Origin of the sequence: Rhizorhabdus histidinilytica, from assembly GCF_900167915.1 — a bacterium.
Taxonomy (GTDB): Bacteria; Pseudomonadota; Alphaproteobacteria; order Sphingomonadales; family Sphingomonadaceae; genus Rhizorhabdus; species Rhizorhabdus histidinilytica.
Genome location: NZ_FUYM01000009.1, coordinates 67,868 through 92,320 on the forward strand (window position 1 = coordinate 67,868; position 24,453 = coordinate 92,320).

23 protein-coding genes are annotated in these 24,453 nt (G+C 68.4%); 13 read left to right on the plus strand and 10 right to left on the minus strand.

The annotated features are described in order from the left end of the window. Positions 1–4: 4 nt before the first annotated feature. The 3 genes from B5X82_RS18505 to ubiA all read right to left on the minus strand — a co-directional run bounded on the left by B5X82_RS18505 (position 5) and on the right by ubiA (position 3,403). Positions 5–784 carry a 3'(2'),5'-bisphosphate nucleotidase CysQ gene (locus tag B5X82_RS18505; protein ID WP_079649661.1) on the minus strand — a complete coding sequence of 260 codons (780 nt, stop codon included), beginning with the start codon at positions 782–784 and terminating at the stop codon, positions 5–7. After that, positions 777–2,123 carry a TldD/PmbA family protein gene (locus tag B5X82_RS18510; protein WP_079649662.1) on the minus strand — a complete coding sequence of 449 codons (1,347 nt, stop codon included), beginning with the start codon at positions 2,121–2,123 and terminating at the stop codon, positions 777–779. Before B5X82_RS18510 ends, B5X82_RS18505 begins: the two co-directional genes overlap by 8 nt. Positions 2,124–2,443: 320 nt before the next feature. Further along, positions 2,444–3,403, minus strand: coding sequence for a 4-hydroxybenzoate octaprenyltransferase (gene ubiA, locus B5X82_RS18515; RefSeq protein ID WP_079649663.1), 960 nt, complete (start codon positions 3,401–3,403; stop codon positions 2,444–2,446). Here ubiA and B5X82_RS18520 point away from each other — a divergent pair. The 3 genes from B5X82_RS18520 to B5X82_RS18530 all read left to right on the plus strand — a co-directional run bounded on the left by B5X82_RS18520 (position 3,402) and on the right by B5X82_RS18530 (position 6,564). Then, a complete protein-coding gene (locus tag B5X82_RS18520; RefSeq protein ID WP_079649664.1) occupies positions 3,402–4,148 on the plus strand; it encodes a 16S rRNA (uracil(1498)-N(3))-methyltransferase in 747 nt (248 codons plus the stop codon). The two genes, ubiA and B5X82_RS18520, sit on opposite strands and share 2 nt — an antisense overlap. A 41-nt stretch (positions 4,149–4,189) precedes the next feature. Continuing rightward, positions 4,190–5,560 (plus strand): glutamate--cysteine ligase, encoded by a 1,371-nt coding sequence (locus B5X82_RS18525; RefSeq protein WP_079649665.1) that lies wholly within the window; start codon positions 4,190–4,192, stop codon positions 5,558–5,560. A 461-nt stretch (positions 5,561–6,021) separates the two neighbouring features. Further along, entirely contained in the window at positions 6,022–6,564 is a 543-nt protein-coding gene (locus B5X82_RS18530) for a CAP domain-containing protein (protein WP_079649666.1), read from the plus strand. 89 nt (positions 6,565–6,653) lie between these two features. Here the strand turns inward: B5X82_RS18530 and B5X82_RS18535 are convergent, their stop codons facing one another. Next, positions 6,654–7,154 (minus strand): PEP-CTERM sorting domain-containing protein, encoded by a 501-nt coding sequence (locus B5X82_RS18535; protein ID WP_079649667.1) that lies wholly within the window; start codon positions 7,152–7,154, stop codon positions 6,654–6,656. 225 nt (positions 7,155–7,379) lie between these two features. Here B5X82_RS18535 and xrtV point away from each other — a divergent pair, with 225 nt between their 5' ends. Both xrtV and epsI read left to right on the plus strand, forming a co-directional pair. Continuing rightward, complete coding sequence (gene xrtV, locus B5X82_RS18540) at positions 7,380–8,312, plus strand: exosortase V (protein ID WP_223811173.1); 933 nt, start codon at positions 7,380–7,382, stop codon at positions 8,310–8,312. After that, a complete protein-coding gene (gene epsI / locus B5X82_RS18545; RefSeq protein ID WP_079649669.1) occupies positions 8,309–9,055 on the plus strand; it encodes an exosortase-associated protein EpsI, V-type in 747 nt (248 codons plus the stop codon). Before xrtV ends, epsI begins: the two co-directional genes overlap by 4 nt. A 6-nt stretch (positions 9,056–9,061) precedes the next feature. On the opposite strand, the gene B5X82_RS18550 is transcribed toward epsI, so the two are convergent. After that, positions 9,062–9,331: an XrtV sorting system accessory protein gene (locus B5X82_RS18550; RefSeq protein WP_079649670.1), complete on the minus strand. Its 270-nt coding sequence runs from the start codon at positions 9,329–9,331 to the stop codon at positions 9,062–9,064. Positions 9,332–9,441: 110 nt separating this feature from the next. On the opposite strand from B5X82_RS18550, the gene B5X82_RS18555 reads away from it, so the two are divergent. Further along, a complete protein-coding gene (locus B5X82_RS18555; RefSeq protein ID WP_079649671.1) occupies positions 9,442–10,305 on the plus strand; it encodes a SurA N-terminal domain-containing protein in 864 nt (287 codons plus the stop codon). Positions 10,306–10,457: 152 nt separating this feature from the next. Here B5X82_RS18555 and B5X82_RS18560 read toward each other — a convergent pair whose 3' ends face one another. Both B5X82_RS18560 and B5X82_RS18565 read right to left on the minus strand, forming a co-directional pair. Further along, a complete protein-coding gene (locus B5X82_RS18560) occupies positions 10,458–11,924 on the minus strand; it encodes an undecaprenyl-phosphate glucose phosphotransferase (protein ID WP_079649808.1) in 1,467 nt (488 codons plus the stop codon). Then, positions 11,918–13,507, minus strand: a complete 1,590-nt coding sequence (locus B5X82_RS18565) for a tetratricopeptide repeat protein (protein WP_235862724.1) — start codon at positions 13,505–13,507, stop codon at positions 11,918–11,920. Before B5X82_RS18565 ends, B5X82_RS18560 begins: the two co-directional genes overlap by 7 nt. Before the next feature lie 96 nt (positions 13,508–13,603). On the opposite strand from B5X82_RS18565, the gene B5X82_RS18570 reads away from it, so the two are divergent. Both B5X82_RS18570 and B5X82_RS18575 read left to right on the plus strand, forming a co-directional pair. After that, positions 13,604–14,584, plus strand: a complete 981-nt coding sequence (locus tag B5X82_RS18570) for a glycosyltransferase family 2 protein (RefSeq protein ID WP_079649672.1) — start codon at positions 13,604–13,606, stop codon at positions 14,582–14,584. After that, positions 14,581–15,723 carry a glycosyltransferase gene (locus B5X82_RS18575; protein ID WP_079649673.1) on the plus strand — a complete coding sequence of 381 codons (1,143 nt, stop codon included), beginning with the start codon at positions 14,581–14,583 and terminating at the stop codon, positions 15,721–15,723. Before B5X82_RS18570 ends, B5X82_RS18575 begins: the two co-directional genes overlap by 4 nt. Positions 15,724–15,821: 98 nt before the next feature. Here B5X82_RS18575 and B5X82_RS18580 read toward each other — a convergent pair whose 3' ends face one another. Next, positions 15,822–17,375: a hypothetical protein gene (locus tag B5X82_RS18580; protein ID WP_079649674.1), complete on the minus strand. Its 1,554-nt coding sequence runs from the start codon at positions 17,373–17,375 to the stop codon at positions 15,822–15,824. Between the two features lie 64 nt (positions 17,376–17,439). Between B5X82_RS18580 and B5X82_RS18585 the strand changes: the two genes are divergently transcribed. Then, positions 17,440–18,477 carry a glycosyltransferase gene (locus tag B5X82_RS18585; RefSeq protein ID WP_235862725.1) on the plus strand — a complete coding sequence of 346 codons (1,038 nt, stop codon included), beginning with the start codon at positions 17,440–17,442 and terminating at the stop codon, positions 18,475–18,477. On the opposite strand, the gene B5X82_RS18590 is transcribed toward B5X82_RS18585, so the two are convergent. Next, positions 18,474–19,802 (minus strand): oligosaccharide flippase family protein, encoded by a 1,329-nt coding sequence (locus B5X82_RS18590; protein ID WP_235862726.1) that lies wholly within the window; start codon positions 19,800–19,802, stop codon positions 18,474–18,476. The genes B5X82_RS18585 and B5X82_RS18590 overlap by 4 nt on opposite strands. A gap of 167 nt (positions 19,803–19,969) precedes the next feature. Here B5X82_RS18590 and B5X82_RS18595 point away from each other — a divergent pair, with 167 nt between their 5' ends. Continuing rightward, positions 19,970–20,167, plus strand: coding sequence for a hypothetical protein (locus B5X82_RS18595; RefSeq protein ID WP_079649677.1), 198 nt, complete (start codon positions 19,970–19,972; stop codon positions 20,165–20,167). Beyond that, positions 20,164–21,615, plus strand: a complete 1,452-nt coding sequence (locus tag B5X82_RS18600; protein ID WP_079649678.1) for an FAD-dependent oxidoreductase — start codon at positions 20,164–20,166, stop codon at positions 21,613–21,615. The genes B5X82_RS18595 and B5X82_RS18600 overlap by 4 nt, the downstream gene beginning before the upstream one ends. A gap of 6 nt (positions 21,616–21,621) precedes the next feature. Here the strand turns inward: B5X82_RS18600 and B5X82_RS18605 are convergent, their stop codons facing one another. Continuing rightward, the gene (locus B5X82_RS18605; RefSeq protein ID WP_079649679.1) at positions 21,622–23,127 is read right to left on the minus strand and encodes a hypothetical protein; all 1,506 of its coding nucleotides are present in this window, start codon (positions 23,125–23,127) and stop codon (positions 21,622–21,624) included. Positions 23,128–23,234: 107 nt separating this feature from the next. Here B5X82_RS18605 and B5X82_RS18610 point away from each other — a divergent pair, with 107 nt between their 5' ends. Both B5X82_RS18610 and B5X82_RS18615 read left to right on the plus strand, forming a co-directional pair. Beyond that, the gene (locus tag B5X82_RS18610; protein ID WP_176152619.1) at positions 23,235–23,804 is read left to right on the plus strand and encodes a NifU family protein; all 570 of its coding nucleotides are present in this window, start codon (positions 23,235–23,237) and stop codon (positions 23,802–23,804) included. Between the two features lie 38 nt (positions 23,805–23,842). Further along, complete coding sequence (locus B5X82_RS18615; protein ID WP_079649681.1) at positions 23,843–24,448, plus strand: malonic semialdehyde reductase; 606 nt, start codon at positions 23,843–23,845, stop codon at positions 24,446–24,448. The last annotated feature ends 5 nt before the right edge of the window (positions 24,449–24,453 follow it).

The window sequence follows — 24,453 nt, forward strand, 5'->3', positions numbered from 1 at the left end:
ATCGTTAGCGAATGACGGCCTTCGCCGCGCGCCGCGCCAGTCGGGCGACGGCGTCGGCGTGGATCGCCGGCGCGGTCGCCAGCACGCCGAACTGTTCGCCCTTGGTGCTGTTGTAGCGTAGCGGCCGGCCGAGCGCGTCGGTGACGGTCGCCCCCGCCTCCTGCGCGATCAGCGCGGCGGCGGCGATGTCCCATTCATGGCCCCAGCGGAGCGTCGCCAGCAGGTCCGCCTCGCCGGCCGCGACCATCGCGATGCGCAGCGCGATCGAATTTGGCTTGGCGACGGTCACCAGGTCGGCGTCGCCGCGCGGCAGGACGTCAGCCGGCACCCGTGCGCCGGAGAGTTCGATCCGGTCCGAGGCGCGCACCCATTCACCGTTGCGAGTGGCGCCGCGACCGGCCTGCGCACGCCAATGCTCGCCGCGGGCCGGCGCGTCGAGCACGCCGATCACCGGCCGGCCGCCTTCGACCAGCGCGATCGACACCGCCCAGCCCTCGCGACCGCGCACATAGTCGCGGGTGCCGTCGATCGGATCGACCACCCAGACCCGGACGCAGTTGAGCCGCTCGGCGCTGTCGGCGGTCTCCTCCGACAGCCAGCCCGCTTCGGGATCGATCGCCATCAGCCGCTCGCGCAGCAGCGCGTCGGCGGCGAGGTCGATATCGCAGACCGGACTGCCCGGCGTCTTGTCCCAATATTTGAAATCGCCCCGCCACGAGGCGTGCGCCATCGCGCCCACCTCGGCCGCGACCGCGCTTACCGCATCTAGGAGCCCTTCAGGCACCGGCCACCGTCATCCCTTCGATCCTGATCGTCGGAACATCAACGGCGCGGCGGAACACAAGATCCGAAGCCGGCGTCAACTCACGGAACATGTCCTTGAGATTGCCGGCGACAGTGATCTCGGCCACCGGCTCGCAGAGGCCGCCGTCGCGGATCACGAAGCCCGACGCGCCGCGGCTATAGTCGCCGGTGACGCCGTTGACGCCCTGCCCGATCAGTTCGGTGACGTAGACGCCCAGCTTGACGTCGGCGATCAGTTCCTCGGGCGAGAGCGTGCCCGCCTCCAGATAGAGATTGGTGAGCCCCGATCCCGGCGGGCCGCCGACGCCGCGCGTCGCATGGCCGGTCGGCTCGAGCCCCAGCTGGCGGGCCGAGGCCGAATCCATGATCCAGCCGGTCAGTACGCCATCGGCGATGATATCGCATGCCCTGGTCGGCAGCCCCTCCCCGTCGAACGGCTTGGAGCGCAGGCCGCGCTTGCGGAGAGGATCGTCGCGCACGACGATGCCCTTGGCGAACACCTGCTCGCCCAGCCTGTCGAGGAGGAAGCTGGTCCGCCGCGCGACCGCCGAGCCGGTGATCGCCCCGGCGAGATGGCCGAGCAGCCCCGAACCGACGCGCGGATCGTAGACCACCGGCATCGCGCCGCTCGACAGCTTGCCGGGGTTGAGCCGCCTGACCGCGCGATCGCCGGCGCGGGCGCCGATCGCCGCCGCATCCTCCAGGTCGGCGAGGTGCCGCGCCGAATGATAGGCATAGTCGCGCTGCATGCCGCCGCCCTCGCCGGCGATGACGCTGGCCGAGCAGCCATAGCCGCTGTTCGAATAGCCGCGCGCGAAGCCGGTGCTGGTGGCGAGCGCGATGACGGTGCGGCTGGCCGAGGCCCCCGCGCCCTCGCTGTTGGTGACGCCCTCGACCGCACGGGCCGCCGCCTCGGCCGCCTCGGCGCGCTCGCGCAGCTCGGCGGGCGACGGATCGGCGCCGTCGTCGCCGTCGACGTCGGGCAGCGCGCCGCGCAGCAGCCGGTCCTCGGGCGCGAGGCCGGCATAGGGATCCTCGGGCGCCTCGCGCGCCATCGCCACCGCGCGCTCGACCAACGCGTCGAGTGCCGACTGCGACAGGTCCGACGACGAGACGCTCGCCGAGCGGCGGCCGACGAACAGCCGCAGGCCGATCTCCTCGCCCTCCGATCGCTCGACATCCTCAAGCGCGCCGAGGCGCACCGAAATCTGGGTCGAATTGTTGCAGACGTAGATCACGTCGGCGGCGTCGGCCCCGGCCTTGCGCGCGGCGGCGGCGAGGTCGGCGGTACGGCTTTCGGCTTCGGAGAGGCTGAGCATGTCGGCGACATAGAGCCTGATCGTCTGAGGTGGAAGCGCTTTGCGCTTCCGCCGATGGCGTGAATCAGGCTCTCTTCAGATGGCTGAGACCTTGATTCACGTTTCAGGCTGATCAGCCTGAAACGATCAAGGTCGAGGTATGCCGGCCCCGAACGTCAAAGGGTAAAGGGGTTCCGGGCTTCTATCGCCGGTGAGCATCTTCTCCCTCGTCATTCCCGCGAAAGCGGGAATCCATGGACGGCGGCACCTCGCATCAAATAGCGTTCGGTGACCGTGGATTCCCGTTTTCACGGGAATGACGGGAGGAGACCGAATCCGTCCTAGGCCGTGGCGCCGACCACGAGGCAGGCGAGGAACATCAGCAGCCCGGCGAAGCGGTTCGCGCGGAAGCGGGCGAGCGCGTCGGCGGGGTCGTCGATGCGCAACCCCGCCACCTGCCAGCCCAGGTGCAGCGCCATCGGCAGCAGCGCCAGCGTTCCCAGCAGCTGCGGCCGGAGCAGCCAGAAGGCTCCGATCCAGCAGCCGATCGCAATCGCGTAGAACAACCCGATGCCCGCCCGCGCATGGGCGCCGAGCGCGCGGGCCGAGGATTTGACCCCCGCGAGCGCATCGTCCTCGATATCCTGCAGCGCGTAGATGGTGTCGTAGCCGATCACCCAGAAGATCGATCCGGCGTAGAGCAGCCCCTGCACCGGCGAGAAGCCGCCCGTCACCGCCGGCCAGCCGACCAGCGCGGCCCAGGAAAAGACGAGGCCGAGCCAGGCCTGCGGCCACCAGGTGATCCGTTTCATGAAAGGATAGGCGGCCACCGCGCCGAGGCTGGCGAGCGCGGTCAGCGCCGCGACCAGGTTGAGCTGGACGAGCACGACCAGCCCGATCAGGCAGAGCAGACCCAGCCAGACCCAGGCCGCCTTGAGGCCGACCCGTCCGCTGGCCAGCGGACGCAGGGCGGTGCGCGCCACCTTGCGATCGAGGTCGCGGTCGACGATGTCGTTGTAGACGCAGCCCGCACCGCGCATCGCGACCGCGCCGAGCGCGAACCACAGGATCAGGTCCCAGCGCGAGATCGCGCTTCCCGCCAGCGCGATCGCCCAGGCGCCGGGCCAGAACAGCAGCCAGCTTCCGATCGGCCGGTCGAACCGGGCGAGCAACCAATAGGGGCGCAGGCCCGGCGGCAGCCGGCGGGCGATCCCGCGCAGCTCGCTGTCGGGCACGATTTCCTCGACTTCGTCGGCCATGGGCGGCAGGTAGGGGAAAAGCCACGCCTTCGGAAGTCCCATGGCCCAAACCCCCGCCTGGCCCCCCGCCAGCCTGACTCGCCTGTTCGTCGAAACCCAGCTCGCCGCCGGCCTGGCGCTGACCATCGACGGCGGGCAGGCGCATTATCTGTCCACGGTGATGCGGCTGAAGGCGGGCGATGCGATCGCGCTGTTCGACGATATGAGCGGCGAATGGCGCGCTGTGATCGAACAGGTCGGCAAGCGTGCCGTCGCCGTCCGCGTCGAGGAACGGATGCGCGAGCGCGAGGCGGTACCCGACCTGTGGCTGGTCGCGGCGCCGATCAAGAAGGGCCGGATCGACTGGGTCGCGGAAAAGGCATGCGAGCTCGGCGTCGCGCGCTGGCGGCCGGTGATCACCGGCCGCACCATCGTCGACAGGTTGAACCTCGACCGGCTGCGCGCCCACATGATCGAGGCTGCCGAGCAGTGCGAGCGCACCGCGCTGCCGATCCTCGACGAGCCGGTGAAGCTGGCCTCGATGCTGCGCGACTGGCCTGCCGACCGGGCGCTGATCTTCGCCGACGAGGAAGGCGGCGTGCCGATGGTCGAGGCGGTGAAGCCGGGCCCGGCCGCCATCCTCATCGGCCCCGAAGGCGGCTTCACCGACGAGGAGCGCGCCGCGATCCGGGCCGTCCCGCAGGCGACCGGCGTGTCGCTGGGCCCGCGCATCCTGCGCGCCGACACGGCGATGGCGGCGGCGGTCGCGCTGTGGATGGGGCTGGCCGGCGACTGGCGTTCCGAATAAACAAACTAGCAACGTACCGATCGGTCCGCTATGGGCGCGCGATGAGCACGCGCAAGGCCTCCGATGGCGAAGATCCCCTGATCGAATCCCGCGAGGACCTGCTGTCGGTCTTCGTCGGCGGCGAGAAGCCGAAGGATCGGTGGCGGATCGGCACCGAGCACGAGAAATTCGTGTTCTTCGAGGATTCGCACCGGGCCCCCTCCTATGAGGAGCGCGGCGGCATCCACGCGCTGCTGATCGGGCTGACCAAATATGGCTGGCGTCCGGTCTACGAGGGTGAGAACATCATCGCGCTCGAAGGCGAGGACGGCAATGTCAGCCTAGAGCCGGCGGGCCAGTTCGAGCTGTCGGGCGCGCCGCTCGACAATCTCCACCAGACCTGCGCGGAGACCGGCCGCCATCTCGAACAGGTGAAGGCGATCGGCGAGAAGCTCGGCATCGGCTATCTCGGGCTCGGCCTGTGGCCCGACAAGCGGCGCGACGAGCTGCCGATCATGCCCAAGGGCCGCTACGACATCATGCTGCGCCACATGCCGCGCGTCGGCACGATGGGGCTCGACATGATGCTCCGCACCTGCACCGTCCAGACCAACCTCGACTATGCGAGCGAGGCGGACATGGTGCGCAAGTTCCGCCTCAGCCTGGCGCTGCAGCCGCTGGCGACCGCGCTGTTCGCCAATTCGCCCTTCCTGGAGGGCAAGCCCAACGGCTTCCTCAGCTATCGCAGCCACATCTGGACCGACACCGATCCGCATCGCACCGGCATGCTGCCCTTCGTCTTCGAGGACGGCTTCGGCTATGAGCGCTACGCCGATTATATGCTCGACGTGCCGATGTATTTCGCCTTCCGCGACGGCTATGTCGACGCGGCGGGGCTCAGCTTCCGCGACTTCATGGACGGCAAGCTGCCGGTGCTGCCGGGCGAGCGGCCGACGATCGGCGACTGGCACGACCATCTGTCGACCGCCTTCCCCGAGGTGCGGCTCAAGAGCTTCCTGGAGATGCGCGGCGCCGACGGCGGACCGCACGACCGGATCTGCGCTTTGCCCGCCTTCTGGGTCGGCCTGCTCTACGACGACAGCGCGCTCGACGCCGCCTGGGACCTGGTCAAGCACTGGACGATCGAGGACCATCATCGCATCCGCGCGGAGGTGCCGAAGCTCGGACTGCGCGCGACCGGTCCGCGCGGGCGCAGCCTGCGCGACCTTGCGGAGATCGTGCTCGACATCGCGGCGGAGGGGCTGAAGGCGCGCGCGCGGATCAACGGCGCGGGCGACGACGAACGCGGTTTCCTCGCTCCGCTGCGCGAGATCGTCGCGAGCGGCAAGACTCCGGCCGAACGGTTGCTCGATCTCTATCACGGCGCCTGGGGCGGCGACATCGGCCGGGTCTATCAGGACGCCCGCTTCTGACCGCCAGAGCGTGACGTCGCTGCAACAGTCGGCGCAATAAAGCCACCGTCCGTCCCCTTTTCGCCGCGGCGGCGCGAGCGCGCTGGCACATCGGAAAATGTTGCGATAGAAAACACCTGCTGCGTCGGCAGGAGACACCCGCACAACGGGGCTCGTCGCGGGAGAGAAATGCACCGGTGAAAGTCCGGTACGGCGTGCAAGACGTGGTGGCTGCGGTAAAATCGAGGGCAAGGCCTTGCCTGTCCCGAGCCGGGGGATCCGGCCCGCAGCTCCACCGCCCCATCCCCTTTTCGAACTGGTGAAGATCGCGTCAACCCTGTCGCGAATCCCAAGCGTTTCCGCGAAAAACGCCCAGCGACCGCGGCGCGGGATGCTGAAGATCGCGATCACCAATCTCCCCAACCCGCCGGCAAGACCTGCCGCGCCACCATCGCGCCGATCGGATCAACCGGAGGATCGATATGGGTTTCGGCTGGGGCAGGACGAAGGCGGCGAAGCTGGCGGGCGCGCTCGCCCTGGCGGCCGCGACTCCGTTCGTGCAGGGCGCGACCGGCATCGACAATCATTTCGAGCAACGTCTGCTCGCCGTCCACAACCGGGAGCGGGCGAGCCTGGGCATTCCGCCTCTCGCCTGGAACGAGCTGCTGGCGCGCGACGCCCGCCTCTATGCCGCCGAGCTGACCCGGATCGGCTATCTCGTCCACAGCGAGGACGACCCCGCCGAAACCGATCCGCAGGGCGAGAATCTATGGGCCGGCACGCGCGGCTATTACGGCCCCGAGCAGATGGTCGGCCTGTGGGTCGACGAGAAGAAGGATTTCCAGGCGGGCATCTTCCCGAACAACAGCCGGAGCGGCGATCTGGAGAATGTCGCGCATTACACGCAGGTCGTCTGGCGCTCCTCGCGCGCGGTCGGCTGCGCACTGGCGCATGGCCGCGTCGACGATTTTCTGGTCTGCCGCTACAGCGAAGGCGGCAACGTCATCGGTGAAGTGCCGTTCTGAAGACCAGGTTCGAAGACGACGTCATCCCGGCGAAGCAACCGTCATGCCGGCGGAGGCCGGGATGACGGCTTGGGTCGAGACCCGTCAGACTAAGCCTGCGGCTCCCCTTCCGGCGCCGTCCCATTCTTCCGATAGGTCACCCGCGCGACTCCGCCGATCAGTGCGAAGCCGAGCATGAGCTGGACCCAGGTCGACGGTTCGGGAACGCCCGGCGAAGGGGGATTGGGATTGCCGGTGCTCGGCGGCACGAAGATTCGCGGCGTCAGCGGGACCGCAACGTCGGGCGGCGGCGCCTCGGCCACCTGCAGCGGGGTCGTCTCGACCGGGACCGGGGTCACCGCCGGCAGGTCCGACAGCGCGAAGGGAGTGACCGTCGGGCACGGCGTCTCGGCCGACGCGACCTGGACGCCTTCTTCGGGCGTGGCGCGGACGCGGGTCTTGGGCTTGGCATATTGGCGCGGCTGGGTTGCCTTGTGGACCGCGTCGCGGACCTGGGGAACGCCCAGGCTCAATGCGGTGGTTCCCGCCACCGGACAGACACAGGTCATCAGCAGCTTGGCCGCCTTGGACGCAACAGCTTCCTTCAACATGCAGAACTACCCCGACACTCCCCCGGCGCCACAAAGCGCATCGCTTCCAATAGCATATTTTCGGATCAAGTCCAAAATCGGGGTGGTAAACATCTGCAACTTCCGCCCGACCAAGCCCACCCCGCGCCATCCGACGACTGTTCCGCCACGCGACGATCCGCTATGGGCAGTTGCGGTGCATTGGCGGGGTCGATGCCCGGAACATGGTTGAGATGGCGTGAATCCTTGAGCAGATCGGTGGGGGACATGGCGGAGAGCCGGCCGGTGGGGGACCATGGCCGCTACGGACTGGCCGATCTGCTGCCGCTGCTCGCCTTCGTGCGCCGCTTCTGGCCGCTCGCGATCGGCGTCGCGGCGGTGGTCGTGCCGACGCTCTACGGCGTCGCCACCCAGAACTGGACCACCGAGCAAGGCGCGCACGGCCCGATCGTGCTGGCGACCGCGCTGTGGCTGTTCTGGCGCCGCTGGGGCGAGGTGCGCTCGCTCGCCCGCCCCGGCGATACGCGGCTCGCGGCGCTTGCCTATCTGGTGGTCGCGCCGCTCTACATGGTCGCGCGGATCATCAACGTCATCGAGGTCGAAGGCTTCATGATGTACGGCCTGCTGCTGATCACCGCCTATTGGCTGATCGGCTGGCAGCCGCTGCGCGCAATGTGGTTCCCGGTCTTCTACATGCTGTTCATCTTCCCGCCGCCCGACACGGTGGTGGCGATGGTCACCCAGCCGCTCAAGATCGGCATCTCGCAGACGGCGATCGACCTGCTCCATGGGCTCGGCTACCCGATCGCCGGATCGGGGGTGATGATCATCATCGGCCAGTACCAGTTGCTGATCGCGGCGGCCTGCGCGGGCCTCAACTCGCTGATCAGCCTGTCGGCGATCGGCCTGTTCTACGTCTACATCCGGCATAATGCGAACTGGCGCTACGCGCTGCTGCTGATGCTGGCGATCGTGCCGGTGGCGATCCTCGCCAACTTCATCCGGGTGCTCGCGCTGATCCTCATCACCCATTATCTCGGCGACGAGGCGGCGCAGGGCTTCCTCCACACCTTCTCGGGCATCACCATGTTCCTGTTCTCGGTCCTCGGCATCTTCGCGGTCGACGCGCTGGCGTCGCCGCTGCGCCGCCGGCTGGCGCGCGGAGGCGGCGGACGATGAGCGGCGGCGACACCGACGACCGCCGCCTGCTGTCGCGGCGCGCGCTGATCGCCGGCGGGCTGCTGACCGGCGCGGGCGTCGTCGCCAATGCGCGCCGGCCCGACGTCCCGTTCCGCATGATCAAGGAAGCGAAGCTCAACCCGCTCTTCCCCTGGAAGATCGGCGACTGGGAATATCAGACGAGCAGCGGCCTGGTGCTTCCGCCGCCGGACCAGATGAGCGACAGGCTCTATAACGCCATCATCACGCGCTATTATGCCTCGCCGACCCAGCTGCCGGTCATGTTCCTGATCGCCTATAACGGCATCCAGGACGGCATGCTGCAGGTCCATCGGCCCGAAGTCTGCTATCCGGCGGCAGGCTATGCAATCGAGCATGAGCGGCTGATCGGGCTCGACGCGGGGGGCGGGGTCGAGGTGCCCGGCCACTATCTTGCCGCGCGCAGCGTCAGCCGGCACGAGCAGCTCATCTATTGGACGCGGATCGGCAACGACTTCCCCACCCAGTGGTGGCAGCAGCATTGGGCAGTAGCGAAGGAGAACCTGAAGGGCCGGGTGCCCGACGGCATGCTGATCCGCTTCTCGACCGCGGCCCCGGACGACAAGACCGCGATCCTGACGCTCAGGCGCTTCCTGGAGCCCTTCTTCGCCTCCCTCTCCCCCACCGCGCGGCGGCTGGTGCTGGGCGAGGCGGGGGCGCCCGGGTTGAAGGACCAGATCCTGTCCAGCCAGCCGAAACGCTAACCCTGCCTAGCGCCGGGGCTTGTCGAGCGGCCGCAGCACGACATGGACGAAGGCGAGCGTGCCCAGGATCACCGCGACCGCGATGAGGTGATAGACGATTCCGCCGCCGGCGACCGCCTTGTTGCCGAAATAATTGGCCACCGCGCAGCCCGCCGACGCCATGAGATAATGCAGCATCGAATCCCGAGGGGGCTCGTCACCGGTCGACCGTTGCAGGAAAAGCACCACCAGGCCGGCGAAGATCGCGACGGTGACCCAATCGTAAACTGTTTCCAACTATGCTGCCCTCCCGCGATCGAGGAGCCATACAGGCTTGTCGCCGGGGCTGGCAATCATGTAGCACGGGAATGACGATCGGTGTTCCACAGGCGTCGGGGGAATTGGAAGTGAAGGTTAAAGCTGCACTTTTGGGCGGCGCGATGGTCGCGGCCCTGCTGGTTTCCGGCTGCCACAAGGAGCCGAAGGGCCAGATATTGGCCATCGTCAACGGCGAGGAAATCTCGCTGCAGGAACTCAATGCCGAGCTTCAGGGCACGCGCATTCCGGATTCGGTCGACCGTGACAAGCTTCGCAAGCAGGTGCTGCAGCGGCTGATCGATCGTAAGCTGATCGTCCAGAAGGCGCGCGAGCAAGGTCTCGACAAGACACCCGAGTTCGTCACCCAGCAGCGCCGGCTCGAGGAGAATCTCCTCGTCACCATGTTGGGGCAGAAGATCGCGTCGACGGTGCCGATGCCCGACGATCGCGACATCACCCAGTACATCGCCGACAACCCGACGCAGTTCGCAGGGCGCCAGCGGCTGCTGCTCGACCAGATTCAGTTCGCGGCGCCGAAGGACCCCAAGCAGCTGCTGACGCTGCGCGACGCGCATACGCTCGAAGCCTTGGCGGCGGGCATCCAGAAGCTCGGCCTCGGCATGTCGCGCGGCAAGGGCGTGATCGACACCGGCCGGCTCGATCCGGCGCTCGTCAAGGTGATCAACGAGCTTCCGCCGGGCGAGCCGTTCGTGCTGCCGTCGAACGGCCAATATGTCGCCAGCGTCATCGTTGGCCGCGACGCGACGCCGACGCCGACCCCGATCGCGCGCCAGGCCGCCGCCGAGATGGTCCGCCGCAAGGAGTTGGTCGCCGAGAGCAAGGCCCAGGTCGCCCGTGCCCGTTCGAGCGCCGAGATCCAGTATCAGCCGGGCTACGAGCCCGACAAGTCGGCGATCAAGGCGAGCCAGGCGAAGGAAGAGAAGAAGAAGTAACGGCCGGAGCGTCGGCCCACTTCTTCATCGTCATTCCCGCGAAGCGGGAATCCATGGACGGCGGCACCTCGCGTCGAACAGTGTCCCATGTCCGTGGATTTCCGCTTTCGCGGGAATGACGAAGGGGGAGAGCCGTGGTTCTCGCCCGCCCCTCAATACACATCCCTGTCCCAGATCAGCCGCCACACCGTCTCCAGGATGATCCGGAGGTCGAGCATCAGCGACCAGTTCTCGATATAGTACATGTCATATTCGACCCGCCGCTTGGCGCGTTCGACCGTCGCGATCTCGCCGCGCAGGCCGCGCACCTGCGCCAGGCCGGTAATGCCGGGCTTGACCCGGTGGCGTGCCGCATAACCGCGCACCGCCTCGAAATAATAATCGTCGCCGACCTTCATCCGGGTCGCGTGCGCGCGCGGGCCGACGATCGACATCTCGCCGGTCACGACATTGAACAGCTGGGGCAGCTCGTCGATCGACAGCCGGCGGATGATGCGGCCCACCGGCGTCACCCGGCTGTCGCCGCGCACCGTCCGCTCGGCGCCGCTCTCGTCCTGTCGGTCGACGTACATCGACCGGAATTTCAGCACGCTGATCTTGACGTTGTTGAAGCCGAACCGCTCCTGCCGGAACAGCACCGGCCCCCGGCTGGTGAGCTTGATCGCGATCGCGGTCAGCAGCATCAGGGGCGAGAAGAGGATCAGGCCCAGGATCGCCACCGCCCGGTCCTCGATCGCCTTGAGGATGCGGTTGAAATCGCGCATCGGCCGCTGCCACAGCGCGAACAGAGGCAGCGATCCGATGAAGCGCATCGAATATTGCTGCGACAGGTCGAGCGCCTCCCGCGGCATCAGGCAGATGTCGACCGACACGCGCTGCAGCGCCTCGGTGATCTGGTCGAGCCGGGCCTGGCTGATCATCGGCAGGGCGATGATAACCATGTCGACGTCTCCCTGGGCGATGCGATAGACCAGCGCGTCGAGCGATCCGATGAAGGGCACCGTCCAGGGCGCCTCGCGCTCGATCCGCGTGGTCCGGTCGTCGGCGATGCCGACCACCGTGACATAAGGCAGCCGTTCGAGCTCGAGCAGGCGCAGCACCCGTTCCGAACTGGCGAGGTCGGCGCCGTAGATGGCGATGCGCTGACCGATATGGCCCGCCTGCACCAGGTACCAGACCAGCTTGCGGACGACGAAGCGGCTGACGAACAGCAGCGCGGCGGTGAGGCCCAGATAGCAGAGCGCGAGGCCGGACGAGAAGGGCTTGGCCTGGCCGAGCTGCCAGATCGTCGCGAACACCAGCAGTGCGGCGAGGAGGAACTCGAACGCCACCGCCTGGTCGCTGTCGCCGCCCCGGCCCATCGGATGCGCATAGCTGTTCCGCGACAGGCGGATCAGGAAGAAATTGACCCCGACCAGCACCGCCACGTTGACGTGCTGCTCGATGAAATAGCGCGGGCCGAGGATCAGTTCATAGGCGAGCGGCGCGAGCAGCGAGCCGAGCACCAGGCACAGCAGGTCGACCCCCAGGATGATCGTCGCGATCACGTTGGAGGTGAAGCGATATTTGCGCGACCGGAGTTCCGTCGGCGGCGCCTGCCCCTCGCTTACGTTCAGCATGCCGCGCCCGTCCTGCCACAAGTCGAGGCGGCTTGCCCAGCGGCACGAGCGGCGCGCCGGCTTTCGAGTATCCGGCGCAGCTTCAGCCCACCCGGCACCTGTTCGATTCCCTCCATCACTTCCTCGACGCAGGCGGCGTCGTCGAGCGACAGGCACAGCTCGCCCCGAATCCGCCACCCTTCGCGCGACAGGGGATTCTCGCGGGTGAAGCGGCGGGCCACGTCGAGCGCCATCGGCCCGCGCCGCGTCCGCAGCAGATGGTCGACATAGGCCTGCAGCATGTCCCCGTCGTCCGACAACTCCTTCATCGCATTGGCATAGGCCCCGTCGGCGAGCACCGGCTCGCCCCGACGGACATAGATGTCGGCGAGCGCGACGCGGCCCTCGACCATGCGCGGGTTGTCGCTGGCGAGAAGCTGCGCATCGCGCAACGCGCCGGCGAGATCGCCTGCCGCCGTCGCCACCCGCACCCGCATCAGCAGCGCGCGGGGATTGCTCTCGTCGAAGCGCAGGATGCGGTCGACCAGCGCCTTCGCCTCCCTGCCCCGGCCGAGCCCGGACAGCGCGCCGGCATAGAGGACGTCGGCCTCGACCCGCCCGGCAGTGATGTCCCCCATGTCGACGAAGGGGCGCAGCACCGCCTCGGCCTCGGCGAAACGCCGCTGGTCGAGCAACAGATGGCCGAGTGCGATCTTCATCGGCCGGTCGCCAGTCCGGTCGACAAAGCGCCGGGCCCCGTCGACGTCGATCCGGTCGCTGCCGACCTCGTTCCACAGGTCGACGATCCGCTGCTGGATCGCAGCGTCGCCGCGATGCGCCCGCAACAGCCGCGCGAGCAGTTCGAGCGCGCGGCCGGGCCGGCCGTGCTCGTAGAGCATCCGGGCATATTCGAAGCGCAGGTCGGCATTGTCGGGTTGCAGCGCGAACAGCTTGGCGAAGGTGCGCGCCACGCGAGGGAAATCGTCTTTCGTGCCGTAGAGATCGAGCAGGGTCAGCAGCTTGGCGACCGATTCGCCGTCGGCCGCGATGGCCTTTTCGAGCTCGGCGATAGCCCCGTCGCGATTGCCCTCGAGGTTGAGGACGCGGGCGCGCAATATCTTGCCGCCCTCATTGCTCGGATCGATCGCCAGCATCCGCTCGGCGATCGCGCGCGCGGCGGGCAGGTCATGGCGCACGGCCGCGACCGAACCCTTGACGAGCAGCATGCGCAGCGAGCGCGGCTGCTTTCCGAGCATCTGGTCGGCCAGCCGCTCGGCATCGTCATAGGAGCCGCCGGAATAGGACAGCTCGGCCATCGCCTGGATCGCCTCTGCATCGTTCGGATCGAGCTCGACGAGCCTCGCATAGGCCTCATAGGCTTCGAGCAGCCGTCCGGTCGCCAGCTCGACCCGCGCCAGTCGCGCCCAATATTCGGGAATGTCGTCCTGGGCCGCCAGCGCGCGCTTGATCTCCACCCGCGCGGAATAGAAGTCGCGCCGGGCATAATAGACGTCGTAACGCGCCGCCGCCTTCGAAGCCTTCTCCTCGGCCGAGCCGCAGGCGACCAGCATCAGCAGCGCAGCCGCCGCGATGAAGCGTGCCAAGCCCGAAGCGATCACTTGCCAGCCGTCCCTTTCCGCCCGATGACGGGCAGCCAGAACCCATCGGGGTCGCGCGATCAATAGGGCAAAGTGTAAAACATGACCTTTCCCGATATCGCCGTGGTGGTGATCGGCCGCAACGAGGGGGACCGGCTGGCCCACTGCCTGCGATCGGTGGAGGGCATGCGAACGGTCTATGTCGATTCCGGATCGAGCGACGGCAGCGCCGATCGCGCGCGGGCGGCGGGAGCCGAGGTGATCGAGCTCGACGCGGCCGGCGGCTTCTCGGCGGCGCGCGGACGCAATGCCGGGATCGAGCGGCTGCTCGCCGATCCGGCGATCATCCATGTCCAGCTGCTCGACGGCGACACCCGGCTCGATCCGGGCTGGCTGGCGGCGGGGAAGGCGGCGCTCGACGCCGATCCTGCGCTGGGCGCCGTGTTCGGGCGGCTGCGCGAACAGGATGCCGACGGATCGATCTACCGCTGGATGTGCGATCTGGAATGGGCCGTCCCGTCCGGCCTGGCCGATGCGTTCGGCGGCAATGTGCTGGCCCGCGCGGCGGCGCTGCGCGACACCGGCCTCTACCGGGCGGACCTGATCGCGGGGGAGGATCCCGATTACGCGCTGCGCATGCGAGCGCGCGGCTGGCGCATCCTGTCGCTCGCCGTGCCGATGGGCATCCATGATTCGGGGATCGACTGCTTCGGCCTCTGGTGGCGGCGGACGATCCGGGCGGGCCGTGGTTTCGCCGCGCTGGCGGCGCTGCACCCTGCGGTGGCGGCCCCTGGCTATGCGCGCAGCCGGGCCCGTATCCTGTTCTGGGCCGGTGTGCTCCCTCTCGTGGCGGTTGCCGGGCTGGCACTGGGGATCGCGATCGATCGCCGCTGGCTGTTGCTGGCGCTCGCCGCGCTGCTGGTCGTCGCGGCGCAGACCATCCGGGTGACGGCACGCGAAAGCCGCCGCCACGCGCCGCTGCGCGCTTTCGCTCTGTCGCTGTTCCTGACCATCGGCAAATATGCCGAGATGATCGGGCTGCTGCGCCATCACTGCGACCGGCTGCGCGGGCGAAGGCGATGACCGAGGTCGCGGCCTGGCTGATCGTCGCGCTGCCGGCGGTCGCGACGCTGATGCTGGCGATCGAGCTGGCGGCAGGGCAATGGCCCGTCCGCCCGCCACCGGCACCGCGCGGCGATCCGCGCATCGCCGTCGTCATCCCCGCGCATGACGAAGAGGCAGCGATTGCCGCCGCCGTCGCCGCCGCGCGCGCCGCCGCGCCGTCCGGCGCCCGGCTGCTGGTCGTCGCCGACAATTGCACCGACGGCACCGCCGGCCGTGCTCGTGCCGCCGGGGCCGAGGCGATCGCGCGCGACGATGTCGCCCGGCGCGGCAAGGGCTTCGCGCTCGCCTTCGCGCGCGACCATCTGGCCGCCGACCCGCCCGATGTCGTCGTCGTCGTCGACGCCGACTGTGCGGTCGCGGGCGATGGCATCGCCCGGCTCGCGGCGGCCGCCCATGCCCAGGGCCGGCCGGTCCAGTCGGCCTATCTGATGCGGCCCGCGCCCGAACGGGGCGCCCTGGTCGCGCTGTCGGGCTTCGCCTTCCTCGTCCGCAATCTCGTCCGGCAGCGGGGGCTCGCCCGGCTCGGCGCACCGGCGTTGCTGACCGGATCGGGCATGGCCTTCCCCTGGGCTGCCTTCGCCGCCGCCCCGCTCGCCACCGACGACCTCGCCGAGGACCTGGCGATCGGCATCGCGCTGGCGCGGCAAGGCCATCCTCCGGTCTTCGTGCCGCAGGTCGCGACCTGGTCCGATCCGGCGCGGCGCGGCGCCACCCGCGCCCAGCGCGGGCGCTGGGAACAGGGCTTCCTGCGCACCGCACGCGCCACCACCCTACCCCTGATCGCCACCGGGCGCCGGCCGCTCGTCTGGCTCGGCCTGCACCTGCTGGTGCCGCCGCTCGCCCTGCTCCTCATCGTCGACGGCGCAGTGCTGGCGCTGCTCGCCCTGCTTGCATCCCCCGCCCCCTTCGCGCTGCTGGCGGCGCTGCTCGGTGTGACGGGCGCACTGCTGCTGCTCTGCTGGTGGAGATTCGGTCGCGACCAGCTTTCGGCGGGCCGGCTGCTACTGATCCCGGTCTATGTGCTGTGGAAGCTGCCGCTCTATCTCGCCGCCGCGCTGCGGCCCGAGCGGCGCTGGATCAGGACCGAGCGGGACTAAAACATCGAACCGCTCATCCTTAGGAGCCATTGAGCAAAGGCCCTCCTCAGGATGAGCGGATACGGGCACGTCAATCAACCGCACGATACTCTAAGCCATCAGCGCTTCAGCCGCTCGATCGCCTCGAGCACCGCCCGGCGCTTCGGCGTCTCGCTGAGCGGCTGTCCGCTATATTCGGTCATGCCGAAGGCGGCGTTGCTTCCCGCCGCGCCGCTCGATGCGAGCAGCATCAGCATGTCGCCGAACTGGCGATCCCAGACGTCGAGATATTTGCGATAGCTGTCGGCCATGCGCGGGTCGCGGTTGAGGCGCGGGATGAGGGTCGCGTCCTTGCCCGAATAGGTGATGTGCTGGCCGCCCTCATAGCCGAGGAAGCGCAGGCCGCGCGCATCGGCCATCTGCTTGGCCCGGAGCGCAGGCACGAAGGTTTCCTGGACCATCTCGTCGAGCTTCGCGAAGAGTGGCCCCAGATCGCTGGTGTCGGCCGGCGGTTCGAGCAGCAGCGCCTGCCCGAAATAGGGCGCCATGGCGAGGGCATCGAGGTGCGACGCGGTATCCTGATAGTCGAGCGCGATCGTCATCAACTCGGGCCAGGCGTTCTGGCCCGACAATATCCGGACGATGCGCGGCATCTGTCCGGCAAAGACCCTCTCCCAGATCCTGAAGGACTGGGTGACCTTCTGGGCGTAGCGCCGCATCCGCGCCTCGTCGCGGTTGCTGCCGAGCTTGGCGAGTTCGCCTTCCGCCAGCGCCTGCCGCGCGGCTGGGAAGCTCATGTTCCAGATCTCGTTGCCGATCTCGACATAGGCGGTCCGGCCCGGATCGAGATGGTCGCGGACATAGGTCGCGAACCGCTCCATCGATTCGTCGTCGGTGTTCCACGGCATCACGAACCAGGGATCGACCTTGGCCTGGTTCGCAAGCAGGACGAGATATTCGACGGCGACGCCCTGCGGGCCGCCCTGGATCGTCGAGGTCGGCAGGGTGCGTTGCGCCCAGTTCCCCGCGACATTGCCGTTCGCCGCCTGCCAGTCGAGATAGCGGATCGCCTTGTACGGGCGCAGGCCATCGACGAAGGCGCGGTCGAACACGGCCTTGCGGTCGGCCCCCGCCTCGCGGCAATCGATGTGGCGTACCGGATCGGCAGGATCGGTCATATCGAGGCGGATCAGCGCCTTGGTCCCGGCCGGCCAGGTGAAGTCGAAGCGGCCCGGCGACGCCTTGCCGTCCTTGACCCCGATTCCGCCGAGAACCCCCTTGCCGTCGTAGAAGCAGGTGATCGCGACGTCGCTCCGATAGGCCGCGGCGGGCCGGACGAGCGCCATTGCGGCGATCTCGCCGGGTGCCAGCGACCGGATCGTGCTCTCCTGGTCGATCCGCGCGGGATCGAAGTCCTTCCAGCCGTTGTGCGGGGCCTGCCATATCCCGCCCGCGGCGAGGTTCATGAAGGCGCGCTCGTTGCTCCAATAGGCCGGATAGCTGAGATTGAGGCCGAAGGCGGTCGGCCGGTGCGGCACCGGCGCGGCCTGCGTCGCGGCGCGCGCCGGTGCCGTGAACGAATTGCCCTCTTCTGGATGGTTGACCTTCGCGATCAGGACACACAGCATGATCGCCGCAACCGGAACAATAGTTCGGACGATCCACTGCTTCATCGTCAACCGTGCCCGTCCCCGCCTCCGATCCCTGGGCTTTATGGGCGGGGTGCCCAAAAGGAAAGTGCAGACTCTCATGCTATGGACGGTGGCGGCCCCCTTCTTCACCGGCGGCGACGAAGGCGACCGCTGGCTCGACGATCTGGTCGACGCCCCCGCCCACCGATTTCTGAAGATTCCCGCCGCGCCGTCGCACGGCGGCGACTGGCACCGGCGCGCGACGCGGGCGACGCCGGTCGGGCAATGGCTGCGGCATTGGCGTCAGTCGGCGCGGGCGCTCGATCGCGGCGAAGGCGTGGTGACCGTCTTCCCCCAGCTCGCCCTGACCGCCGCGATCCAGCGCCGGATCGGGCGACGCGACACGCCGATCGTCGCCTGGTGCTTCAACGTCGGCCGCTTTCCGACGGGGTGGAAACAGCGCCTCGCGAGCTTCTTGCTGCGGTCGATCGACATGTTCGTCGTCCACAGCCGGGGCGAGGTAGCGCTGCTGCGCGACAGGTTGATGATCGACGAGGCGCGGGTCTGCTTCGTCCCGCTACAGCGCGCCGCCATTCCCGTCCTCGCCGAAGAGCAGACGGAGGCGCCGTTCGCGCTCGCCATGGGATCGGCCAACCGCGACTATGCGACGCTATACGAAGCGTGCCGGCGCACCGGGCTGCCGCTGGCGCTGGTCGCCGCGCGCCGCGCGCTACCGGCCGAGCAGCCGCCGCCGAACGTCACGCTGCACGCCAATCTCGATCCCGTCGCCTGCCTGCGCCTTGCCCAGCAGGCGCGCCTCTCGATCGTCCCGCTCGCCGACGTCGCGGCCGCTTCGGGTCAGATCACGATGGTCGAGGCGATGCGGATGGGCCGTCCGCTGATCGTCACCGACACGATCGGCAGCCGAGACTATGTCGTCGACGATGCGACCGGCCTGCTGGTCCCGCCGCGCGATCCGGCAGCGCTGGCGGCGGCGATGCAGCGGCTATGGGACGACGCGGCGCTGCGATCGCGCCTCTCCTCCGGAGCCCGGCGCTTCGCCGAGGACAACCTGTCCGACGAAGCCGCGGCAGCAGCCCTCGTCCGCATCCTCGACGCGGTCGCAACGCGCCGTCAGGGCTAACCGATAGCCGCCAATCCAGCCGCGACGACGTTGCGAGCCAGGAACCAGCTTAGCACGGCGCCCGGCACCAGAGCGGCGGTCAGCGCCGCATAATAGAGCCCGTGCTGGCGCAGCCGGAAAAGTCCCTGCCGGCGCAGCAGTGCGATGCTGTAGAGCAGCGCGCCGAGCTCGGCTACGGTCAGCGCGAGCGGCAGCGCCAATGCGCCGAGCGGCCGGAAGAAGGCGATGATCCACAGGACGAACAGCCCGAACCGCAGCAGGTTCGCGTGCAGGATCGGCGCGGTCCGCCCCATCGCGACCACGGTCTGGATGTTGGCGAAGCTGTCGAGATCGAAACCGACCCGCAGCAGCAGCACCGTGAAGTAGATCCAGCCATATTCGTAGCGATGGTCGAACAATATCCCGAACAACGCCGGCGCGGCGCCCATCCCGAAGCCGATCCCGGCGAAGAGCAGCAGGAACTGGCGCCGGCGGGCGGCGTAGAAGACCGCCGCCAGGCGCTCGGGCCCTTCACGCCACGCGCGCGACACCAGCGGGAAGAAATAGCGCTCGACATAGTTGCGCCCGAAGGGCTGGGCGGCGAGGGCGAGGTTCGACGGCAGGATATAGGCGCCGAAGCCGGCCATGCTGAACAGCCGCGCGAACAGGAATTTGTCCGACTGGGTGAGCAGCAGGGTCAGCAGGCTCGACGGCAGTACCCAGCGCGAGAAACGCGTCAGTTCCGTCGCGGCGCCCCGATTCCAGGCGAGCCGCGACCCGCCCTCGATCATCCGGAGGGTGAGCAGCATCCGCGCCGCCGCGCCGACATAGAGCCCGGCGAGCAGGGCGCGGTAATCGGGCACCATGAGGCACAGGACGAGGTTGAAGGCGACCTGCACCGCCAACGCGCCGAGCTCGACCAGGCAGACGGTCCCCACCCGCCCCTCGCGCTGGGCGAGCAGCAGCGTCATCGGACAGAGCGCATTCACCAGGAACAGCGGCGCCATCGCCGCGATCGGCGACGCCAGTTCGGGTTTTTCGAGGAACAGCGTGACCGGCCAGGCGGCGAGCAGCATCGCCAGCGTCAACAGTCCCGACTGGCCGAGCCGGATCGTCCAGAGAACGTCGAGCAGGCGGCGATCGCCGCCGCGCCGGTGCCGGACGACAAAGTCGAGGAAGCCCAGGTCCGACATCATCGTCAGCGTCACCATGATCGAGACGATGATGCCGACGACGCCGAACGCGTCCGGATCGAGCAGCCGGGTGAGGACGATGTTGCCCCCCAGCCGCAGCACCAGCGTCGCGGCGGTGAAGACGAACACCGTCGTCCCTGCCTCGTCGCGCATCAGACGCGCCATGGCAGCGAAACGCCTAAGCACCGGACCCCTCGCCGGGGCGCGGTTGACGATCGGCTATGGGCAAAAGCAGATTGCAGGCTAACATCGCTTCACCCCTTCCCGCAGCCGGCTTGATCGTGTGTAGGGTGCTGGGCGGGCTTGGAAAGTGGGAAAAGATGCCGAACGACGACAGCCCTTCGCTTTCCGTGGATCGTCGCCTCGCCCTGGCCGGCGCGATGCTGATGGTCGCCCTCCCCCTCGACCGCTCGGCAGCCGCCGAACCCGTCGGCGCCCTGCCGCAGGACGACGCGGAATTCGTCACGATCGACGGCTGGGTGCTGCGGCGCGACGACCTGGTCCGTCACGGCGGATGATCATCGACTTCAATAGCGAGACGCAGCGGCTCGACGACCGCGTCTACGACGTGGCCATCGCGGGCGGCGGCCCGGCCGGGATCAGCATCGCGCTCGCGCTCGCCGCGGCAGGGCGCTCGGTCGCGCTGATCGAAGGCGGCGGGCTCGACTTCAGCGAAGCTTCGCAGGCGAGCTACCGGGGCAGCCTGTCGGGCGCCGCCTACGGCCCGCTCGACGGCACGCGCCTGCGCTATCTCGGCGGCACATCGAACCACTGGACGGGCCGGTGCGGGGCGTTCGATCCGATCGACTTCGCGCCGCGCCGCAACCGCATCCTCCCCGGCTGGCCGATCGGGCGCGATGAAGTCTACCGCTTCGCGACGCAGGCGCGCACCATACTCGACCTGCCCCGGCCGCCGTTCCGGGCCGCGCGGCCGACACCGCTGCCCAGCAGATATTTCCGCCTGACCGAATTCGCGATGAGCCCGCCGACCCGCTTCCTCGGGAAATATCGCGAGCGGCTGCGCGCGGACCGGCGGATCGACTGCTATATCAACGCCAATCTCGTCCGGATCGGCGCGAACCAAAGCGGCGGCCATGTCGACGGCTATGACGTCCGCAACTATCGCGGCATCCGGCGCCGATTGCGGGCCCGCCGCTACGTCCTGGCGCTGGGGGCGATCGAGAACGCCCGCATGCTGCTCAATGCGGACGACGTCATGCCGACCGGTCTCGGCAACGGCTCCGGCATGGTCGGGCGCTGCTTCATGGAGCATCTCGACGTCAATCTCGGCAGCTTCGTGACGACCGACGAACGCTTCTGGCGCGCTGGGCCGGTGGGCTTCAATCCCTCGGTGGCGCTGATGCGGCAGCATGGGATCAGCAACGGCATCGTCTCGCTGACGCCGTCCATCAAGCCGCGCTATTACGGCCGGGCGGCCTTCCTGCGCGAGTGGATCAGCGGACCGGGCTGCCGGATCAATCCCGACTGGACCCGCAAGATCACCGGATCCTATTGCCCCGGCGACAATATCGTCACGTCGATGATCGAACAGATCGCCAATCCGGAGAGCCGGGTCCGGCTGACCGGCGAACGCGACGCGTTCGGCCTTCGCCGGATCGACCTCCACTGGTCGATCCACCGCAACGACATCGCCACGATCGAGATATTGGCGCGCGAGGTTGCGAAGGACCTCGCCCGCATGGACATCGCCCGGATGAAGATCGCGCCAGAGGTGCTCGGCCGCAGGATCAGCTCCTTCGGGGTCCAGTCGCACCATATGGGCACGACACGCATGTCGGCCGACCCGCGCTTCGGCGTGGTCGATGCGCGGCAGAAGGTGCACGGCATCGACAATCTCTACGTCGCGGGGTCGAGCGTCTATCCGACCGGTGGCGCGATCAATCCGACCTTCACCCTGGTGGCGATGTCGCTGCGGCTGGCCGACCATCTGGCGGCATTGTCCTGACGCCCCTCAGCGCAGCGCCGGCAATTTCTCACCCTCGACCTCGGGCAACGTCGCGACCAGCGGGGCGGGCTTAGCGATCCTCCGCGCCGCATCATGCGCGCGGGCGACTTCGAAGCGCAGCGCGATCAGCACGGCCGCGACGACGAAGCTCATCTGCATCGGCGCGGCCCAGCTGCTCATCAGCGCGAGCGAGACGAGCAAAGCCGCCTGGATGGCGACCAACGCCTGGGCGAGCAGCAATTGCTCGCGGTCAGGCCGCATCCGGCGGATCGACGGATAATGGAGGAAGGTGGAGAGCAGGAAGACGGCGAAGGGGAGCAACGACACCACACCGCCCTGGACGACGATCGCGAGATAGGTGTTGACGAGATCGACGATGCCCTGCCCCTGGATGAAGGCATCGAGCAACCCCTGCTGGATCGCTTCCCTATAGCCGAACCACACGCCATGGCCCAGCGCGCGGGGGACGCCGGTGACAAGCTCGAGCCGGTAGAGGGTCGACAGGCGCGCCTCGTCATGCCCGAGGATCGGCAGGGTGGTGATGACGGCCAGCCCCGCCAGCGGCATCAGCACCGCGAGCATGTAGCGCCCGCGCAGCGTCTGGAAGACCATGATCCCCACGGCGATCGCGACCATTCCCGATCGCGAGAGGGTCGAGGCGAGCCCGAGAAGGGCGGCGAAGCCCAGCGCGAGCATCGGCCCCGAGCGCCCGCGGGCCTGATAGAGCGCCCAGGCCGCGGTCGCCGCGAGGCCGAGCATGGCGCCCCCGGTCAGCGGATGGGCATAGGGGCCATAGGCCCGCGCGATGCCGCCCCGCTCGAGCCAGGTGGTGGGCATGTCGATCGTCCACAGGTCGCCCTTGACCCAGGCGATCCCGGCATAGAGCGGCCAGCGCCGCACGGTTTCGAAGATGCACAGCAAGCTCGCCGCCGCCGCGCCGAACAGAAGCAACCGCAACACGAGTTCGGGGCGAGCGATCCGGACGCGCGACAGGACGTGAAAGGTCAGCATGTAAGGGATGAAATAGTTCACCACGTTGCGCGCGATGCCGCTCGGCGGCGCCCGCAGCGAGACGCAGACGCAGAAGGTCAGCAGGAAGGCGAGCATGTAGAGATCGGTCATCACGAAGCGGCGGCGCTGGTGATGTTCGGGGTGGAGCAGATAGCCGGCGAGCAGCGCGCCGGCGAAGGACAGGAAGGGAGTGAGCGGCGCGATATAGGCGCCCGCCACCGCGAGCAACGATCCCGCCGCCGGCGCCCAGAAGAAGAAGAACAGATAGGTGGCCGACATCGGCACCCGCTTGTCGAAGCTGGCGACCATGACCAGCAGGAAGCCGATCTGGGTCAGCACCATCGGCGCGGCGCTCAGCATAAGGCAAGCCATCACTCCGCCGCCGATCACCAGCCGTGCGGCATAGACCTTCTCCCACCGCTCGCGGACGAGCATCGTCGCCGGCAGGGTGGCCAGGCCCAGCAGGGCGCAGATCACGACGGCGTTCTTCCAGAGAAACATCGATCACCATCGCCCCGAGGAAATGCACCTCCCTAATCCCGTCCTTCGCGTCCCGCGTAAAGAAGGAATGGCTTGATCCGTCCGCCATCTCACCCCAAATGGCGCTCATGCTGATCGAAACCGAACCGACCCCCAATCCGGCGACGCTCAAATTCCTCCCCGGGCGCACGGTGATGACGACGGGGACCCGCGATTTCGCCGATCCGGACGAGGCGTCTGCCTCTCCGCTCGCCGAGGCGCTGTTCTCGCTGGGCGATGTGACCGGCGTCTTCTTCGGCCGCGACTTCGTTTCGGTGACGGCGGCCGAGGGGGTCGAGTGGACCGGGCTCAAGCCGCAGGTACTCGGCGTCCTGCTCGATCATTTCTCGTCCGAGGCGCCGCTGTTCACCGGCGGCAGCGCAGCCGAGATCGCGATCGACGACGGCGACTTCACCGACGACCCGGCCGACGCCGACATCGTCGCGCAGATCAAGGATCTGATCGATACGCGGGTCCGCCCGGCAGTAGCGCGCGACGGCGGAGACATCGTCTATCGTGGGTTCCAGCGGGGCACTGTCTACCTGTCGATGCAGGGCGCCTGTTCAGGCTGCCCATCGTCGGCCGCGACGCTCAAGCAGGGCATCGAGACCCTGCTGAAGCATTATGTGCCCGAGGTGACCGAGGTCCGCGCCGCCTGATCGCGCGGCGTGGAGTGATGAAGAGGGGAATTGAAAGCATGGCCGAACCATTGTCCGAGCAGGGACGCGACCTGCTCTTCCGCGAGGCGCGCTCCTATAACGGCTATCTCGACAAGCCGGTCGGCGAGGACCAGCTCCGCCAGATCTGGGACCTGATGAAGTTCGGCCCGACCTCCGCCAACCTGTTCCCGGCCCGGATCGTCTGGTGCGTCAGCCAGGAGGCCAAGGAGAAGCTGGCCGGGCTCGCGTCGGGCACCAATGCGGCGAAGATCCGCACGGCGCCGGTGACGGCGATCATCGGCATGGACATGGCCTTCTACGACCATGCCCCCCGCCTCTTCCCGGTCTCGGACGCCCGCTCCTGGTTCATGGACGCGGACGGCGCCCCCAACGCGCCGCTGGTCCAGGTGACGGCGATGCGCAACAGCTCGCTCCAGGGCGCCTATTTCATCTTCGCGGCGCGCGCCCTGGGCCTCGACACCGGCCCGATGTCGGGCTTCGACAACGACGCGGTCGACGCGGCCTTCTTCGCCGGCACCACCGTCAAGTCCAACTTCATCTCGACGCTCGGCTATGGCGACCCGGCCACGATCTTCGATCGCCTGCCCCGCCCGGCGTTCGAGGAGTTCACCAGGATCGCCTGACCCGG